18 protein-coding genes are annotated in these 17652 nt (G+C 69.3%); 5 read left to right on the top strand and 13 right to left on the bottom strand.

Going from position 1 to position 17652, the window contains the following annotated elements:
* Positions 1-9: 9 nt before the first annotated feature.
* The 4 genes from N8A90_RS20040 to N8A90_RS20025 form a co-directional block, all read right to left on the bottom strand.
* Positions 10-2223, bottom strand: coding sequence for a TonB-dependent receptor (locus N8A90_RS20040; protein WP_262076789.1), 2214 nt, complete (start codon positions 2221-2223; stop codon positions 10-12).
* Positions 2224-2377: 154 nt separating this feature from the next.
* The gene (locus N8A90_RS20035) at positions 2378-3283 is read right to left on the bottom strand and encodes a ZIP family metal transporter (protein ID WP_262076788.1); all 906 of its coding nucleotides are present in this window, start codon (positions 3281-3283) and stop codon (positions 2378-2380) included.
* Positions 3284-3296: 13 nt separating this feature from the next.
* Complete coding sequence (locus tag N8A90_RS20030) at positions 3297-3920, bottom strand: superoxide dismutase (RefSeq protein ID WP_262076787.1); 624 nt, start codon at positions 3918-3920, stop codon at positions 3297-3299.
* Positions 3921-3964: 44 nt separating this feature from the next.
* On the bottom strand, positions 3965-4453 hold the full coding sequence (locus N8A90_RS20025) for a hypothetical protein (RefSeq protein ID WP_262076786.1): 489 nt from the start codon (positions 4451-4453) through the stop codon (positions 3965-3967).
* Positions 4454-4632: 179 nt separating this feature from the next.
* Here N8A90_RS20025 and moaA point away from each other — a divergent pair, with 179 nt between their 5' ends.
* Genes moaA through glp form a run of 3 tightly spaced genes read left to right on the top strand, consistent with a single transcriptional unit; the run spans position 4633 to position 7726 of the window.
* Complete coding sequence (moaA, locus tag N8A90_RS20020; RefSeq protein ID WP_262076785.1) at positions 4633-5772, top strand: GTP 3',8-cyclase MoaA; 1140 nt, start codon at positions 4633-4635, stop codon at positions 5770-5772.
* Positions 5769-6404, top strand: a complete 636-nt coding sequence (gene mobA, locus N8A90_RS20015; RefSeq protein ID WP_262076784.1) for a molybdenum cofactor guanylyltransferase MobA — start codon at positions 5769-5771, stop codon at positions 6402-6404. Before moaA ends, mobA begins: the two co-directional genes overlap by 4 nt.
* Entirely contained in the window at positions 6401-7726 is a 1326-nt protein-coding gene (glp, locus tag N8A90_RS20010) for a gephyrin-like molybdotransferase Glp (protein ID WP_262076783.1), read from the top strand. Before mobA ends, glp begins: the two co-directional genes overlap by 4 nt.
* 37 nt (positions 7727-7763) lie before the next feature.
* Here glp and rnhA read toward each other — a convergent pair whose 3' ends face one another.
* Together rnhA and N8A90_RS20000 are read right to left on the bottom strand one after the other, a co-directional pair.
* Positions 7764-8213 (bottom strand): ribonuclease HI, encoded by a 450-nt coding sequence (gene rnhA / locus N8A90_RS20005; protein WP_262076782.1) that lies wholly within the window; start codon positions 8211-8213, stop codon positions 7764-7766.
* Positions 8210-8986, bottom strand: coding sequence for a class I SAM-dependent methyltransferase (locus tag N8A90_RS20000; protein WP_262076903.1), 777 nt, complete (start codon positions 8984-8986; stop codon positions 8210-8212). Before N8A90_RS20000 ends, rnhA begins: the two co-directional genes overlap by 4 nt.
* A 19-nt stretch (positions 8987-9005) precedes the next feature.
* On the opposite strand from N8A90_RS20000, the gene gloB reads away from it, so the two are divergent.
* Together gloB and N8A90_RS19990 are read left to right on the top strand one after the other, a co-directional pair.
* The gene (gene gloB / locus N8A90_RS19995; RefSeq protein ID WP_262076781.1) at positions 9006-9791 is read left to right on the top strand and encodes a hydroxyacylglutathione hydrolase; all 786 of its coding nucleotides are present in this window, start codon (positions 9006-9008) and stop codon (positions 9789-9791) included.
* Positions 9788-11347, top strand: coding sequence for a transglycosylase SLT domain-containing protein (locus tag N8A90_RS19990; protein ID WP_262076780.1), 1560 nt, complete (start codon positions 9788-9790; stop codon positions 11345-11347). The genes gloB and N8A90_RS19990 overlap by 4 nt, the downstream gene beginning before the upstream one ends.
* Before the next feature lie 25 nt (positions 11348-11372).
* On the opposite strand, the gene N8A90_RS19985 is transcribed toward N8A90_RS19990, so the two are convergent.
* The 7 genes from N8A90_RS19985 to dnaX form a co-directional block, all read right to left on the bottom strand.
* Positions 11373-12209, bottom strand: a complete 837-nt coding sequence (locus N8A90_RS19985; RefSeq protein ID WP_262076779.1) for an ABC transporter permease — start codon at positions 12207-12209, stop codon at positions 11373-11375.
* A gap of 2 nt (positions 12210-12211) precedes the next feature.
* Positions 12212-13126, bottom strand: a complete 915-nt coding sequence (locus tag N8A90_RS19980; protein WP_262076778.1) for an ABC transporter ATP-binding protein — start codon at positions 13124-13126, stop codon at positions 12212-12214.
* 70 nt (positions 13127-13196) lie between these two features.
* Entirely contained in the window at positions 13197-14231 is a 1035-nt protein-coding gene (locus N8A90_RS19975) for an ABC transporter substrate-binding protein (RefSeq protein WP_262076777.1), read from the bottom strand.
* 111 nt (positions 14232-14342) lie between these two features.
* The gene (locus N8A90_RS19970; protein WP_262076776.1) at positions 14343-14732 is read right to left on the bottom strand and encodes an MAPEG family protein; all 390 of its coding nucleotides are present in this window, start codon (positions 14730-14732) and stop codon (positions 14343-14345) included.
* Between the two features lie 31 nt (positions 14733-14763).
* Positions 14764-15354 carry a recombination mediator RecR gene (gene recR, locus N8A90_RS19965; RefSeq protein ID WP_262076775.1) on the bottom strand — a complete coding sequence of 197 codons (591 nt, stop codon included), beginning with the start codon at positions 15352-15354 and terminating at the stop codon, positions 14764-14766.
* Positions 15355-15390: 36 nt separating this feature from the next.
* Complete coding sequence (locus N8A90_RS19960; RefSeq protein WP_262076774.1) at positions 15391-15723, bottom strand: YbaB/EbfC family nucleoid-associated protein; 333 nt, start codon at positions 15721-15723, stop codon at positions 15391-15393.
* A gap of 41 nt (positions 15724-15764) precedes the next feature.
* Complete coding sequence (gene dnaX / locus N8A90_RS19955) at positions 15765-17612, bottom strand: DNA polymerase III subunit gamma/tau (protein ID WP_262076773.1); 1848 nt, start codon at positions 17610-17612, stop codon at positions 15765-15767.
* Positions 17613-17652: the final 40 nt, after the last annotated feature.

The following is a 17652-nucleotide window of genomic DNA, read 5'->3' as shown; positions in this document are numbered from 1 at the left end:
CTCTCTGGACTAGAACTTCAGCTGGGCCGACAGCCCGAGCGTTCGCCCGGCGCCGAGGTAGTTGCTGTTCATCCAGTAGCGCTTGTCGGTGAGGTTCGCCACGTTCAGGCGCAGGGTGAGCGGCATGGCGCCCACACGGGTGGCGTAGCGCACGCCCAGGTCGGCGGTGACGTACGACGGCAGCACGTCGGTGTTGGCGGCGTCGACGAACTGGCGGCCGGTATAGAAGACGCCGCCGGTCAGCGTCAGCCCCGGCACCGCGTCCAGGTCGTATTCGAGGTAGACCTTGGCCAGCCGCTCCGCCACGTTGGCAGGTGTCTTGCCGACCAGCGCCGGCGTCTGGGTGTTGCGCGTCACCTGGGCGTCGAGCAGCGTCACGCCGCCGACCACGCTGAGCTGGCGTGCCAGCCGGCCGGTGGCGGTGAACTCCAGCCCCTTGTGCACCTGCCGGCCGTCCTGCACGAAAGTCACCGGGCCGGTTCCGGTGGTGTCGTAGTACTCCAGGCCCTTGTCGATCTGGAACAGCGCCGCCGTCCACAGAACACCGCCGCCCTCGAGCTTGGCGCCGACTTCCACCTGCTTGCTCACCAGCGGCGCCATGACGACGCCGGCATTGCTCACCACCCGGCTGTTGTAGGTGGCGCTCGCGGTGCCGCCCTGCTCCAGGCTTTCCATGTAGTTGGTGTAGACCGAGAGCGCCGGCACCGGCTTGTAGATCAGCGACACGCTGGGCGAGGTGCGGCTCTGGTCGTACGCGGCCGTCGACGCACCGGTCGCGCCGTAGCTGTTGGCGACGAGCGTGGCCCGGTTCAGCCCCACCAGCGCCGACCATTGCGGCCCGAAGCGGATGTCGTCGGCCAGCACCAGGTTGCGGTTGATGTTGCGCTGGGCGCGGTACTTCGGGCCGGTCGGTGCGGTCACCGCGCTGTCGATGTAGACCGGCTGATCGATGTTGAAGGTGGCGCTCGTCGCGGTCTGCCATCCGCCCGCCGAGCTGCGGTAGTTGGTGCTCTCCACCACATCGCCCGAGAAGCCGGCCGTCACGAGGTGTCGCACGCCGCCGGTGGCGAACTTCCAGTCGGCGAACGCATAGGCGGCGCGATTGGTGAAGTCCGGGTACTCCCACGCGCTGCTCTGCACCCGGTAGCTGCCTGACGTGCCGGTGGTGAAGGTGTTGTTGGCCACCACCAGGTCCGATTCGCTGGTACGGCGCGCCATGCCGGCGCGCAGGGTCAGGTCGTCCGAGAGCTGCCAGCGCAGGCGCGCGCCCGCGTGCGCCTGCTGCGTCTCGGTCCAGGTGTAGGGCTGGCCGTAGTAGCCGTCGGTCGCACGGGAGGCCGAGGGGTATTTCACGCCGCTGACGGCAGACCAGTAGGGCTCGCTGCCGCGCATGCGGTAGTTGCTTCGCGAGGCATCGAACTGCAACTGCAGCCGGTTGCTGAGGTTCCAGTCGAGCGCGCCGCTCACCAGGCCCCGGTGGATCGACTGGTAGTCCGTCGCGGTATCTCCGTCCTGCCCGAGCACGTTCAGCCGGTAGGCGAAGCGGCCTTCGGCATCGATCGGGCCGCCGAAGTCGCCATGCACATAGCCGTTGCGGCCTTCGGCCAGACCGGTGGTGATGCTGTTGTAGCGCTCGTAGGTCGGCCGCTTCAGCACGTAGTTGAGCGTGCCGCCCACGTTGCCCGGACCATAGAGAAAGCCCGACAGGCCGGTCAGGACCTCCACCCGTTCCTTGTCCTCGATGTCGACGCTGACCATGTTGGCATTGGGCATGCCGTCGATGCGCTTGTTCGCCCCGACGCTGAATCCGCGCAGCGTGGCACCGGTGAAGAAGCGCGACTGGGGCGTAGTGAGCTGCAGCACCGGGCTCAGCTTGAGCACGTCGTCGGGCTTGGTCGCCTGTACGTTCTCGATCAGCGCCTGCGGCACCACCTGGATGGCATAGGGCAGATCCTGCAGCGCCTTGTCGGCCATCGGGCCGACGCGCGATGCGGTGCTGCTGCGGTAGCCCTGCGCGGCCGTGCCCTCGCTGCGCAGGTCCGTCTCACGGCCTTCGCGCACCTCGATCGGGCGCAGCTCGCGACCGCGACCGTCTTCCGCATCCTCGCCCGATGCAGCGGCCTGCGCCAACGCAGGAAGAGGCAAGGCCACGAACAATGCCAGCCAGAGCGGCGAGCACTCGCCGGGGAGGCGCCGGGTGCGGCGCATGGAAAGAAAAGACACGATCAGACTCCTGCAGTATGAAACTGCACGGGCTGGCGTCGGCTGGCTGGTGCGGGAATGGAAAAGAAAACGAGCATGGCACCTTGCCCCAGTGCCGGGCGCGAGAACGTCTGGGACGTGCAGGCGCGAACAAAACTTTGCGTGCCGCGCCGGCTCAGGCGAGCGCCGTGTCCAGCAGCATCATCAGCACGAAGCCGATCATCAGCCCGCCGGTGGCGAAGGCTTCGTGCCCCTTGCGGTGCGACTCCGGGATGATCTCGTGGCTGATGACGAACAGCATCGCACCGGCCGCGAAGCCCAGGCCCCAGGGCAGCAGCGCCGCCGAGTAGCCCACGACGGCCGCGCCCAGCACGGCACCGAGCGGCTCGACCAGGCCCGAGGCCATGCCGATCCCCACCGCGAAGAGGCGGCGGTAACCCGCGCCCAGCAGCGCCACGGCCACCACCAGGCCTTCCGGCACGTCCTGGATCGCGATGCCGGTGGCCAGCGCATTGGCGCGCAGGCCTTCGTTGCCGGCGTAGCCGACGCCGATCGCCAGGCCCTCGGGCAGGTTGTGCAGCGCGATCGCGATGACGAAGAGCCAGGTGCGGCGCATCTTCTGCGCCGAATGGCCTTCGCGCCCCTTGATGAAGTGCTCGTGCGGCAGCAGGCGGTCCATCGTCAGCAGCGCCAGCGCCCCGAGCAGGATCGCGCTGCCGACCACGCCACCGGCCGCCCAGGGACCGCCACCGAAGGCAGGGTGGGTGCGCGCCGCTTCGAGGCCCGGAATGACCAGCGAGAAGGCGCAGGCCGCGAGCATCACGCCGGCGCCGAAACCGAAGAGCGTGTCCTGCACGCGGTCGGAGAGCTTCTGCGAGAACAGCACCGGCACTGTGCCCAGCGCCGTCGCCAGCGCCGCGATGGAGCCGCCGACAAAGGCCGCGAGCACCACCGGGTTGCCGCTCACGAAGCGCCAGAACTGGCTAGCGACCACGAGCGCGCCAGCGAACACGATCGCCCACCCCACCCACTCACGCAGGGTCCGACCGCTCCGCACCGGCATCGCTCGTGTCTCGTCCATCGTGCTGCCCTCCTCAGGCACGCGCTGCCGCGTAGCGCCGGGCCACCTCGACCCAGTCCACCACGTTGTAGAACGCCGCGATGTAGTCGGGGCGACGGTTCTGGTACTTCAGGTAGTAGGCGTGCTCCCACACGTCCAGTCCCAGGATGGGCGTGTTGCCCGAGCCGATGCCGGTCATGAGCGGGCTGTCCTGGTTGCCGCTGCTCTCGACGGCGAGCCGGCCGTCCTTCGCCACGCCGAGCCAGGCCCAGCCGCTGCCGAAGCGGGTCAGCGCCGCCTTGGTGAAGGCGTCCTTGAAGGCGTCGAAGCCGCCGAGCTCGGCATCGATGGCCCGGGCCAGCTCGCCCGTCGGCGCCCCGCCGCCGGTGGGCGACATCACGGTCCAGAACAGGCTGTGGTTGGCATGGCCGCCGCCATTGTTGCGCACCGGGGCACGCAAGCGCTCGGGCAGGGTGCCGACGTTCACGATCAGCTGCTCCACCGGCAGCTCGGCGTAGACGGTGCCCTCGAGCGCGGCATGGAGGTTGTTGACGTAGGCCTGGTGGTGCTTGGTGAAATGGATCTCCATCGTCTGCGCGTCGATGTGCGGCTCGAGCGCGTCGTAGGCATAGGGCAGCTTCGGGAGGGAATGGGGCATGGAAGAAAAGTCCTTCGACGTTGAAAATGCGGGGAGCTGCCGTTTCAGTGCAGCGTGACGCCCGGCGGCGGAAAGGGCATGCAGCCGGCGCGCAGGGCGGCCAGGATGGCCGGGTGGACGCCGTGCTCGCCCAGGTGCGCCACCAGGGCGGCGTGGGTTTCGCGGCTGTGGCGGCAGGCGGCCTGCTGCAGCGCGGGCTCGGCCTGCGGGTCGCGCAGCAGCGCCATCAGCCGGCAGTGCGCCACGCACAGGTGTGCGACCGCGTCCTCGATGCGCCCGGCGTCGCGGTGCAGGTCGGACAGGTTGAGATGGGTGACGACGAAGGCCGCGATGCGGTCGTCGGGGCGCTCGGCGCAGCCGGCGTCGAGCAGCGGTTGCGCCAGGCCGAGTGCCTGCAGGTAGAGGCCCTCGGCCAGCAGCAGATGACCGCAGCGGGCCGCGTCGACGCCACGGCGCATCACGCGCTCCCAGGCGCGCAGCCCGCCGGTGGCGAACGCCTCCATGCCTTCCGAGACCGTGAAAAACGGATTCATGCAAGCTCCTGTTCGGCCCTTTGCGTCGAATGGAGCTTTGCGTACTCGGGCTCGCAGATGATAGTCGTTCTTATTTGAGAAATCCAAGCGGGATTTTCGGGATCGACGGGCCCACCGGCTTGACCCCTCCGGCCGAAGAAGCATGGGCAATCAGGTAAATTGCCGCACCCCACCCGCCCATGACCGAGACCTTCGTTCCCCTCGCCAGCATCGGACGTGCGCACGTCCGTGCGCACGCGCCGCTGGCGCCCGTGCCGGCCACAGGCACCCTGCTCGACCGTCTCGGCCGTCCGCTGACCGACCTGCGCATCAGCGTGACCGACCGGTGCAACTTCCGCTGCAGCTATTGCATGCCCAAGGAAGTGTTCGACAAGGACTACACATACCTGCCGCACGGCGCACTGCTGAGCTTCGAGGAGATCACCCGGCTCGCCCGCCTGTTCGCGGCGCACGGGGTGCGCAAGCTCCGGCTGACCGGCGGTGAGCCGCTGCTGCGCAAGAACATCGAATCGCTCGTCGAGCAGCTCGCCGCGCTGCGCACGCCCGACGGACAGCCGCTCGACCTGACGCTCACCACCAACGGCTCGCTGCTGGTGCGCAAGGCCGAGGCGCTGAAGGCCGCCGGCCTGCAGCGCGTGACGGTGAGCCTCGACGGCCTGGACGACACCGTGTTCCGCCGCATGAACGATGTCGATTTCCCGGTGGCCGACGTGCTCGCCGGCATCGAGGCCGCCCGCGCCGCCGGGCTCGGGCCGATCAAGGTCAACATGGTCGTCAAGCGCGGCACCAACGACGCCGAGATCCTGCCGATGGCACGGCACTTCAAGGGCACCGGCGTCGTGCTGCGCTTCATCGAATACATGGACGTCGGCGCCACCAACGGCTGGCGCATGGACGAGGTGATGCCCTCTTCCGAGGTCGTCGCGCGCATCGCCGCCGAGTTCCCGTTGCGCCCGCTGGAAGCCTCGGCCCCCGGCGAGACGGCGCAGCGCTGGGCCTACGAAGACGGCAGCGGCGAGATCGGCGTGATCAGCAGCGTGACGCAAGCCTTCTGCAGCGACTGCAGCCGCGCACGCCTCTCGACCGAGGGCCGGCTGTACCTGTGCCTCTTCGCCAGCGGCGGCCATGACCTTCGGCCGCTGCTGCGTGGCGACGGCGCGGACGCCGCCGGTGCGAACGACGACGACATCCTCTCGGCGATCGGCCACATCTGGCAGGGCCGGGCCGACCGCTACTCCGAACTGCGCGCCCTGCGCGGCCCCGACACCACCGACGCCGCCGCACCGCGACGCGTCGAAATGAGCTACATCGGCGGATGACGATTTCCACACAAGACATCACGGGCCTGGTGCTCGCCGGCGGGCGCGGCTCGCGCATGGGCGGCGTCGACAAGGGCCTGCAGAGTTTCAACGGCTCGCCGCTCGCCCTGCATGCGGTGCTGCGCCTGGGCATGCAGGTCGGCGAGGTCATGGTGAATGCCAACCGCAACCTCGCGGCCTACGAGTCCTTCGGCACGCCTGTCTGGCCCGACGGCGACAGCAGCTACGCGGGCCCGCTCGCCGGCTTCCTGACCGGCCTGGAGCGCTGCGAAACACCTTATCTCCTGACGGTGCCATGCGACACGCCGCTGTTCCCGCTCGACCTGGCCGGGCGGCTGAGCCACGCTCTGGCCGGGCAGGATGCGGAGATCGCCATGGTGAGTGCGCTCGAGCCGGACGAGGCGGGCACCACCGCGCTGCGGCCGCAGCCGGTCTTCTGCCTGATGCACACCGCGCTGCTCGAGAGCCTCACCCGCTTCGTCGGCCAGGGTGGCCGCAAGATCGATGCGTGGACCGCGCAGCACCGCACGGTGCAGGTGCCGTTCGATCGGCCCGGCGACGCCGCCGATGCCTTCGCCAATGCCAACACCCTGGCCGAGCTGCAGGCGCTCGAGGCCCGGCCCACCCGATGAGCCGCATCGCCGAGATCGCGGCCGCGCTGGCCGGCTACGACCCGAAGGCGCTGAGCGTCGAAGGCGTGCAGCACTTCGTCGAACAGCTGGTCGCTCCGGCGGTGCCCGCCATGCAACAACAGCGCGAGGACGCGCCGCTGCGCGATGCGCTCGGCCGCGTGCTGGCCGACGACGTGGTGTCGCCCTTCAGCGTGCCGCCGCACGACAACTCGGCCATGGACGGCTTCGCCTTCAACGGCGCCGTGCTCGACGGCGCGACGGGCGATGTGCCACTGCGCATCGTCGGCACCGCCCTGGCCGGCGCCGCGTGGCGCGGCGACGTCCGGCCGGGCGAGGCGCTGCGCATCATGACCGGCGCCGTCATGCCGGCCGGCCTCGACACGGTCGTGCCGCAGGAGTTCTGCGCGGTCGACGGCGACGCGCTGCGCTTCCCCGCCAGCGCGCTGCGCCGCGGCGACAACCGCCGCTTCGCCGGCGAAGACCTGATGGCCGGCAGTGCCGCACTGCGCGCGGGCGACCGGCTCGGCCCCGCCGCACTGGGCCTCGCTGCCAGCCTGGGCCTGGCCACGCTGCCCGTGCTGCGGCGGCTGCGCGTGGCCTACTTCTCGACCGGCGACGAGATCCTGAGCCTGGGCGACGCGCCGCGCGAAGGCGCGGTGTACGACAGCAACCGCTACACCGTCTTCGGCCTGCTCACGCGCCTGGGTTGCGAGGTCGTCGACCTGGGCCTGGTGCGCGACGACCCGGCCACCCTCGAGGCCACGCTGCGCCGTGCCGCACGCGAAGCCGACGCCATCATCACCAGCGGCGGCGTCAGCGTCGGCCAGGCCGACCACACCCGCGCCGTGATGCAGCGGCTGGGCGACATGGCCTTCTGGCGCATCGCGATGCGGCCGGGCCGGCCGATGGCCGTCGGGCTGATCCCGCGCGGCGATCGTGCCCAAGCCAGTGCCGAAGACAACGCCGTGCTGTTCGGCCTGCCGGGCAATCCGGTCGCGGTGATGGTCACTTTCCTGGCCTTCGTGCGCCCCGCCCTGCTGCAACTGATGGGCTGCCATGCCGAGGCGCGCCGGCCGCCGCCCTTGCTGCGCGCCACCAGCGCCACCGCCATCCGCAAGAAGCCAGGCCGCACCGAATACCAGCGCGGCTTCGTGCGTGCGGTGCCGGGCGCGCTGCCCGAAGTGCGCATCGCCGGCAACCAGGGTTCGGGCGTGCTGAGCTCGATGGTCGAGGCCAACGGCCTGGTGGTGCTGCACCACGCACAGGGCAGCGTCGAGGCCGGCGAAGCCGTCGACGTGATGATGTTCGACGGCGTGATCTGAGAAGCTGTGAACGAATCATCCGTGCCGGGCGCGGGGGTCAGAGCCGCCCCTGCGCCTTCAGCACGCCCTTGTTGGCCAGCAGGTCGGCCCGCTCGTTGCCCGGGTCGCCCGAGTGGCCCTTGACCCAGCGCCATTCGATGGTGTGACCGCCCTCCTGCACCAGCTTGTCGAGGCGCTTCCACAGCTCGACGTTCTTCACCGGCTGCTTGCTCGCGGTCATCCAGCCCTTGGCCTTCCAGCCCTTGATCCATTCGGTGATGCCCTGGCGCACGTACTGGCTGTCGAGGTACAGCACGACCTTGCACGGCCGCTTGAGCACGGCCAGCCCTTCGATCACCGCCTGCAGTTCCATGCGGTTGTTGGTGGTGTTGAGTTCGCCGCCGAAAAGCTCTTTCTCGGTCGCGCCCGACTTGAGCCAGGCGCCCCAGCCGCCCGGCCCGGGGTTGCCCTTGCAGGCCCCGTCGGTGTAGATCTGTACTTCAGTCAAAAACCATTTCCTTCGGAAGATGTGGATGAGGTGGGTGGTCCGCGGTGCACGCGCCCGGCGATCGGCACCGGGGCGCTGGCGCGCTGCGCGGTGCGGCGCCAGTCGGCGCTGAGCAGCCGCATGCCGCGCACGCGCTTGACCGCGACCAGGAAATAGACAGCGCCGAAGATCGGCCACCAGCGTTCGCCGGCAGGGTCGAACCAGCGGCAGCGCTCCAGCCAGGCCTCGCTGCGCACGGCAGGACGGTAGGCGCCGAAGCGCCCCGACTCGACCTCGAAGCTCAAGAGCCGCAGCCAGTCGCGCAGGCGCCAGTAGCCGATGAAGTCCCCGGCCTCGGGCAGGAACAGCTCCCCGAACCCCAGGCGCCGGTACAGCCGCGCGCGGCGTTGCCGCATGCCCCACAGGCTGGTCGGGTTGAGGCCGCAGATGACCACGCGGCCTTCAGGCACCAGCACCCGCTCGACCTCGCGCAGGGTGGCGTGCGGGTCGGGGCTCAGTTCGAGCGTGTGCGGCAGCACGATCAGATCGAGGCTGTTGGCCGTGAACGGCAGGGCTGCGAAATCGGTGAGCAACGCGGCACGCGGCGCCGGCACCGCGGGGTCGGTGGTGGCGAGCCAGCGGTGCGGCATGCGGTTGGCCCGCAGGCCGTCGACACAGCCCAGGCCCAGCTGGAGCGCGTGATAGCCGAAGATGTCGGCGACCGCCTCGTCGAACTGGGCCTGCTCCCAGGCGAGCAGGTACCGGCCGGGGGGGGTCTCGAACCAATCCTGCAAACCTATAATTTGACCGCTCATGACCCTCGTTCCGCTGCCCGCCTTCGCTGACAACTACATCTGGATGCTGCAGGACGGAAGCCACGCGATCGTGGTGGATCCCGGGGAAGCCAAGCCGGTGTTCGACGCGCTGGCGCGCGCGCATCTGCAGCTGGCCGCGATTCTAGTCACGCACCACCACGCCGATCACACCGGCGGCGTCGCTGCGCTGCGCGAGGCCACCGGCGCGCAGGTCTTCGGGCCCGCCGGCGAGACGGTTCCCGAGCCCTGCACGCCGCTGCGCCAGGGCGATCACGCCGAGGTGCTGGGCCTGCGCTTCGAGGTGCTCGACATCCCGGGCCACACGGCCGGCCACATCGCCTTCTTCCTGCCGGCCGGCGCTGCGGGCATCGACACACCGCTGGTCTTCTGCGGCGACACCCTCTTCTCGGGCGGCTGCGGCCGGATCTTCGAGGGCACGCCGACACAGATGCTGGCATCGCTCGACGCGCTGGCGGCACTGCCGGCTGACACGCGCGTATGCTGCGGGCACGAGTACACACTTGCTAACCTGCGCTTCGCACAGGCCGTGGAACCCGGCAACGCCGATCTGACTCAGTACCTCGCGCACTGCGAAGCCGTGCGAGCACGCGGCGAGCCCACACTGCCTTCGCAACTGGGCACCGAGCGCCGTATCAACCCCTTTCTTCGCAGCCGCGAAGCCACCGTCCACCGCGCTGTGCGAGCGCGGGCCGAACTGTCCGCCGCTGCGGACGAGGTCGAGGTGTTCGCGGCATTGCGCCAATGGAAAAACGACTTCAGATGAAATTTCTCTCCGCGGCCCTCGTGGCCGGCGCCCTCTTCCTGACCGGCTGCGCGAGCACCGCGCCTTCGACGCCCGACGCCGCCGGAAACCCTGGCGGCACGGCATCGGCTTCGGGCTCGGCCGCCCCGGTCTATCCCGGCGGCACCCTCACCCCCATCACCGCAGGCAGCTTCGGCTCGCGCAGCGTGGTCACGCTGGCACCGCCGGTCGACATGTGGGACCGCATCCGCCGCGGCTTCAAGATGCCCGACCTCGACACCGACCTGGTGCGCGATCAGGAGCAGTGGTACGCCACGCGACCCGACTACGTGCAACGCATGACGGAGCGCTCCAACCGCTACATCTTCCACATCGTCGAGGAACTCGAGCGGCGCAACATGCCGACCGAACTGGCGCTGCTGCCCTACATCGAAAGCGCCTTCAACCCCCAGGCCGTGTCCACCGCACGCGCCGCCGGCATGTGGCAGTTCATGCCCGCCACCGGCACCGACTACGACCTGAAGCAGAACATCTTCCGCGACGACCGGCGCGACGTGCTGGCCTCCACCCGCGCGGCGCTCGACTACCTCCAGCGGCTCTACAACATGTTCGGCGACTGGCAGCTCGCGCTGGCCGCGTACAACTGGGGCGAAGGCAACGTGGGGAAGGCGATCGCGAAGAACCAGCGCGCCGGCCTGCCGACCGGCTACACCGACATCAGCATGCCGGCCGAGACCCGCAGCTACGTGCCGAAGCTGCAGGCGGTGAAGAACATCGTGGCCAACCCGCAGCGCTACAACGTCGACCTGCCGATCATCTCGAACCACCCCTACTTCCAGACCGTGAACCTCACGCGTGACCTCGACGTGGCCCTCGCCGCCAAGCTGGCCGACGTGCGCATCGAGGACTTCCGCGCGCTCAACCCCGCCGCCCACAAGCCGGTGCTGCTGGCTGCCGGCACGCCGCAGATCCTGCTGCCCTGGGACAACGCCGCCGTGTTCCAGCGCAACTTCGACGCCTACACGCAAGGCCAATACGCCAGCTGGACCGCCTGGGTGGTGCCCAGCACCATGACGGTCGCCGATGCGGCGCAGCGCTCGGGCATGAGCGAGGCCGACCTGCGCGCCATCAACCAGGTGCCGCCGCGCATGCTGATCAAGGCCGGCTCCACGCTGATCGTGCCGCGCGGCGTGCGGGTGCAGGAAGACGTGACCGCGCTGGTGGCCGACACCGGGCACCTGAGCTTCCAGCCGGAGATCGTGACCCGCCGCACCGTGGTCAAGGCCGGCCGCCGCGACAGCGTCGCGTCGATCGCGAATCGCTACCAGCTGAGTGCGGCCAATGTGGCGGACTGGAACGACGTCAAGACCAATCATGTGTTCGCACGCGGCTTCAGCGTGGTCGTCTACCTGCCGGTGCGCGCCGCCGTGAGCGCCCGCGTCGGCACCGGCACCCCGCGCGGTGTGGGCGCCAAGGCGCCGCCGCGCAAGGGCCTCGTCAGCAAGACGCCGGTGGCGGCCAAGCAGGCGATCGTGCGTCAGAAGCGCGGCGGCACGCCGGCCAAGAGCAAGCGCTGAGGCGCTTCGCGCTTCGCGCTTCGCCTCAGAGCTTCTCCGTCTCGCCGCTGCGCGGCTGCCACTTCATGAGGCGCCGCTCGACCACGCCGACGATCGCGTCGAGCCCCAGCGCGAAGGCCGTGAGCACCACGATGCCGGCGAACACGGTGTTCACATCGAAGGTGCCCTCGGCCTGCAGGATGAGGTAGCCCACGCCGCGCGCGGAGCCCAGGTACTCGCCCACCACCGCGCCCACGAAGGCCAGGCCCACGGACGTGTGCAGGCTGGAGAACACCCAGCTCGTCGCGCTCGGCAGATAGACGGTGCGCAGCAGCTGGCGCTGTCTGGCCCCCAGCATCCTCGCATTGGCCAGCACCACCGGACTCACCTCCCGCACGCCCTGGTAGACGTTGAAGAAGACGATGAAGAACACCAGCGTGACCGCCAGCGCCACCTTGCTCCAGATGCCCAGGCCGAACCACAGCGCGAAGATCGGCGCCAGGATCACGCGCGGCATCGAGTTGGCCGCCTTGATGTAGGGGTCGAGGATCAGGCTGGCCGTCGGCGCGAGCGCCAGCCACAGGCCGCAGGCCAGGCCCAGCACCGTGCCGATGCCGAAGGCCAGCACCGTCTCGAGCAGCGTGGTGCCCAGGTGCCGGTAGATGTCGGCGTTGCCCGCGAGGCCATCCGGGAACAGCGCGTTCGGCGGCACGGCGATGGGCAGGAACCAGTTCCAGATGCGCCCCGCCACCTGGATCGGCTCACCGAGGAAGAAGGCGAACTGGTCATTGCGCGAGGCGACGTGCCACATCACCAGCAACACGACCAGCAGGCCCAGTTGCCAAAGGCGCGCATTGCGCGCGTCGGGTCGGGAGCTCGCCATGCTCAGGCCGCCTTCTTCAGCTGCTGCGCGTAGCCCTTGAGGACCTCGTCGCGCAACACGTTCCAGATCTGCGTGTGCAGTTCGACGAAGCGCGGATGCGTGCGCACCTCGGCCACGTCGCGGGGGCGAGGCAGGTCGATGAGGAACTCGCCGATCGGATGTGTCGCAGGGCCGGCCGAGAGCACCACCACGCGATCGCTCATGGCGATCGCCTCGTCGAGGTCGTGCGTGATGAACAGCACCGCTTTTCGTCCATGAGTGCCCCCGGGCGCTTCGCGCCCACCCCCCGAGGGGGTGAGCGCCGGCCTTGGGGCGGCCCGGCGACCGGCGCTCGGGGAGGCCCAAAGCTCCAGCACCTCGTTCTCCATCAGCTGCCGTGTCTGCACGTCGAGCGCGCTGAAGGGCTCGTCCATCAGGATGATGTCGGGGTCCAGCACCAGCGTCTGCGCCAGGGCCGCGCGCTTGCGCATGCCGCCCGACAGCTGGTGCGGATAGCGGTCGCCGAAACCGGCCAGGCCCACGCGCGCGAGCCATGCCTCGGCCTGCGCGGCCGCCTCACCGTCAGGCACGCCGCGGTACTGCAGACCGACCATCACGTTGTCGCGCGCGCTGCGCCACGGCATCAGCGCGTCGCTCTGGAACATGTAGCCCGCGCGCGTGTTGATGCCCGCGAGCGGCTGGCCGAAGACCTTCACCGCACCGGACGACGGGGCCAGCAACCCTGCCGCCACGTTCAGCAGGGTCGACTTGCCGCAGCCGGTGGGGCCGACCACCGAGACGAACTCCCCGGCACGGATGCGCAGCGTGGTGTCGGCCACGGCGGTGTAGCGCTGGCCCGGGTTGTCCTTGGCGTGGAAGGTGCAGTTGATGCCGAGCAGTTCGAGCGCGTGGTCGGAGAGATCGGCGATGTCGGCCATGGTGGTGTGCGGGAAGAAAGGCGCTCGAAAAAACAACCCGGCCGAAGCCGGGTTGCAGCGCGGGATGGGTTCAGGCCTTGAACCGCTCCTTGGCGCGTCGGGCGAAGTCGTTGGTGTACGTCTTGGCCAGATCGATCTTGTCGGCCTTGACCGAGGTGTCGAAGCTGGCGATGGCGGCCAGCGCCGTCTTCGGGCCGTCGGCCGGCACCAGGCCATCGACCGCGATCGACTCGCGGACCTTGTCGAAGGACGCCAGGTACAGCGCGCGGTCGCCCAGCAGATAGGTCTCGGGCACGGTCTTGATGATGTCGCTCGGCCCGGCCGTCTGCAGCCACTTGAGGCCATGCACGATGGCATTCGCGAGCGCCTGGCAGGTGTTCGGGTTCTTCTGGATGAACTCCGCCGGTGCATAGAGGCAAGCCGCAGGCATCGGCCCGCCGAAGACATCCTGCGTGCCCTTGAGCGTGCGCGTGTCGCTGATGATCTTCACGTCGCCCTTCTGCTCGAGCATGGTCATCACCGGGTCGGTGTTGCTGATGGCATCGATCTGGCCCGAGCGCAGCGCCGTGAGCGCACCCGCCGCCACGCCGACACCGATGTAGCTCACGTCGCTGGCCTTCAGGCCGCCGCGCGACAGCACCAGGTTGGCCACCATGTTGGTCGACGAACCCGGTGCGGACACACCGATCTTCTTGCCCCGGAGGTCGGCCACGTTCGCATAGCCCGCCATGTTCCTGGTCGACACGCCCACGGCGATCTGCGGTGCGCGGCCCTGCAGCACGAAAGCCCGGAACACCTGGTTCTTGGCCTGCAGGTTGATGGTGTGTTCGTAGGCGCCCGAGCAAACATCGGCCGAGCCGCCGACGACGGCCTGCAGCGCGCGCGCGCCACCGGCGAAGTCGGCGATCTCGACGTCGAGCCCCTCGGCCTTGAAATAGCCCAGTTGCTCCGTGATGGTGAGCGGAAGATAGTAGAAGGCCGCTTTTCCGCCGACGGCGATGGAGATCTTCGTGCGCTCGAGCTTGGCCTGCGCGAAGACGCGGGGAATTGCGATCGATGCGGCCGCCAGTGCTGCTGCAGACGTGAAGGTACGGCGATGAAGCATGCGTTGGACCTGAGTTTTTCGGTTCTTGACGATCGAATCGAGCTTAGGCGTGCGCTGCGTCACCTGCATCGGGAACATCCCGCGCGGGTTTTCACGTAAGCAGAAAGAGGACTACCGTCCCGCGAAAACAATGGCGATATTGACCAGGAAAGCCAGTGCCCAAACCGCACTGCGCGCCGCGTTGGCCCCGCGCAGGTAGAGCGCGATGAACATCAGGCGCAGCACGATGTAGGCGACCGCGAGGGCGTCGATGCGGCCCTGCTGCGCGCCCAGCTGATGCGCGATGACGACCGCGCCGATGAAAAAGGCAAGCCCTTCGAAACTGTTGGCCTGCGCTGCATTGGCGCGCGCACGCCAACCGCTCTGCCTGGCCGCCCAGTCGCGCGGCGTCACGTTGTCGCGCGGACCGAAGGCACCGGCCTTCGCGATGTAGGCGCAGAGGTAGGGCAACGCGACGGCGACGAGCACACACCAGTAGGCGAGCGTGAGATGGAAGTTCATGCGTGCGATCCCGTCGATTCGAAGTGCAAGGCTAGCGTCGGTCGACCAGCGCATGCGCGATGGTGCCGAGGTCGACGTATTCGAGCTCGCTGCCGGCCGGCACCCCACGCGCCAGCCGCGTGACCGTGAGCCCGCGCTGGCGCAGCGTTTCGCCGATGACGTGCGCCGTCGCCTCGCCCTCGGCGGTGAAGTTGGTGGCGAGGATCACCTCGACCACGCTGCCGTCGAGTGCGCGGTCGAACAGCTTCTGCAAGCCGATGTCCTTCGGCCCGATGCCGTCGAGCGGGCTCAGACGCCCCATCAGCACGAAGTAGTAGCCGCGGAAGGCGTTGGTGCGTTCGAGCGCGGCCTGGTCCGCCGGCGTCTCGACCACGCACAGCTTGCTCGCATCGCGGCGCGGGTCCGCGCAGACCTGGCAGATCGTCGCCTCCGTGAAGGTATTGCAGCGCTCGCAGTGCCGCACGTTCGCGGCCGCTTCCTGCAGCGCGCGCGACAGCAGCTGTGTGCCCTGGCGGTCGTGCTGCAGCAGGTGGAAGGCCATGCGCGAGGCCGACTTGACGCCCACGCCCGGCAGGCGCCGCAGCGCATCGATCAGCGCGTCGAGCGAGCTGGTGTCAGCCACGGCACGGGCTCGTGCGGAGGCGGCGCAGGCGCGTCATCAGAACGGCAGCTTCATGCCGGGGGGCATGCCCGGCATGCCGGCGGTGAGCTTGCCCATCTTGGCCTCGCTGGTCTCCTCGGCCTTGCGCACGGCGGCGTTGAAAGCAGCGGCCACGAGGTCTTCGAGCATGTCCTTGTCGTCGGCCAGCAGGCTCGGGTCGATGGTGATGCGCTTGACGTCGTGCTTGCAGGTCATGACGACCTTCACGAGGCCGGCACCGGACTCGCCCTCGACCTCGATGTGGGCCAGCTCTTCCTGCGCCTTCTTGAGGTTGTCCTGCATGGCCTGCGCCTGCTTCATGAGGCCGGCCAGTTGTCCTTTGTTGAACATCGCGTTGATCCTGAAAGTTCGTTGATATGAAAGGGGTGATGTTAGGCGGGTCGCAGCGTGCCGGGGACGATCTTCGCGTCCCACTGCTGCATCAGCGACTGCACCTCGGGGTCGTTGCGGATCGTGTCCTCCGCCGTCCGCTGCCGCGCTTCGGCAGCCAGCTTGTTGCGGCGTGCGGGGCTGTCCGTCACACCGCCGATCTCGATCGCGATTCTCACCGCATGGCCGATGCCCGCGAGCGCCGCCTGCAGCTTCTCCCGGGTCGAGGTCTGGTTGAGCGACTCGCGCTCGACGCGCAGCAGCCACTGGTCGACGTCCCGCGCCACGAGCTGCGATTGCAGCGCCAGCTCGCGCGTGAGGGCGCCGATGGCTTCGGCCACGACCATCTGCGTCACCGTGGCATACCAGAAGTCGCCCTCCTCGCTCCGCTCGATGGCCGCGACGGGCGCCTCGCTCTCGCGCATCTGCTCGCGCGCGCCGGGTGCAGGCTGCACACGGACCGGCATCGCGAGCACGCGCGCCGGCGGCTCTTGCGCCGGCGCCGGGCCGGCGGCGAGCGGCGGCGCTTCGCGCACCGGCAGCCGCTGGCCGGCGGGAACGGCGGGGGCCGGCCCTGCTTCACGCGGCAGTGCCGCCGCGACGGTTGGCGGCGGCGAGGCCGCGCGCACGGTGGCGACCACCGGTGCCGCTGCCGCCTCCACAGGTGCGACCGACGGCGCGGCGACCACGCGCGGCGCCGCCTGGCCATCATTCAGAGTTTTTTTTTCCGCGGATGCCGCTTCGGCGGGCTTGAAGGCCAGCAGCCGCAACAGCACCATCGTCAGCGCGGCGTACTCATCGGGTGCCAAGCCCAGCTCGCCACGGCCGTGCAGGCAGAGGCTGTAGAGCAACTGCGTTTCGTCCGGCGGCATGAGGCCGGCGAGCCGGGCCGTCTCGGCCGCGTCGGGATCGGTGTCGCTGGCCACTGCGGCGCGCGAAGGCACCGCCTGCAGCACCGCCATGGCCTGCAGCACCGTCGTCATTTCCTCCAGCGTGGAGGCGGCCGACAGGCCATCACAACGCAACACCTCCGACGTTTCGACCACGGTCTTGCCATCGCCCTGCGCCAGCGCGTCGATCAGCCGGAACACGTGGCTGCGATCGGCGCTGCCCAGCATCTGGCGCACCCCGGCTTCGACCAGCGCGCCGTTGCCGAAGGCGATGGCCTGGTCGGTCAGCGACAGCGCGTCGCGCATCGACCCGCGCGCGGCGCGCGCGAGCAGGCGCAGGGCCTGCGGCTCGGCCGGCACCTGCTCGGCCGCGAGCACCTGCGTGAGATGCTCCAGCACCGTCTCGGGTGCCATCGGCCGCAGGTTGAACTGCAGGCAGCGCGAGAGCACGGTGACCGGCACCTTCTGCGGATCGGTGGTCGCCAGCACGAACTTGAGGTACTCGGGCGGCTCCTCCAGCGTCTTGAGCATCGCGTTGAACGCGGTGTTGGTGAGCATGTGCACTTCGTCGATCATGAAGACCTTGAAGCGCCCCTGCACCGGCTTGTACACGGCTTGCTCGAGCAACGACTGCACCTCGTCCACGCCGCGGTTCGAAGCGGCATCGAGCTCGGTGTAGTCGACGAAGCGGCCGGCGTCGATGTCGAGGCAGGCCTGGCAGACGCCGCACGGCGTGGCGGTGATGCCGCCCTGGCCGTCGGGCCCCTGGCAGTTGAGCGACTTGGCCAGCACGCGCGACACCGTGGTCTTGCCCACACCGCGGGTACCGGTGAACAGGTAGGCATGGTGCAGCCGTTGCGTGGTCAGTGCATTCGAGAGCGCCTGCACCACATGCTCCTGGCCGACCATTTCTTCGAAATTGCGAGGCCGGTATTTGCGGGCGAGCACGAGATAGGACATCGGGCCATTCTAAAAGCCGCCCAAAGCGATTCCCGTGCTC

This window comes from Variovorax sp. N23, assembly GCF_025486315.1.
Lineage (GTDB): Bacteria > Pseudomonadota > Gammaproteobacteria > Burkholderiales > Burkholderiaceae_C > Variovorax.
Note: the sequence above shows the minus strand (reverse complement) of the source record. Positions and strands in the feature narration are given on the sequence as shown.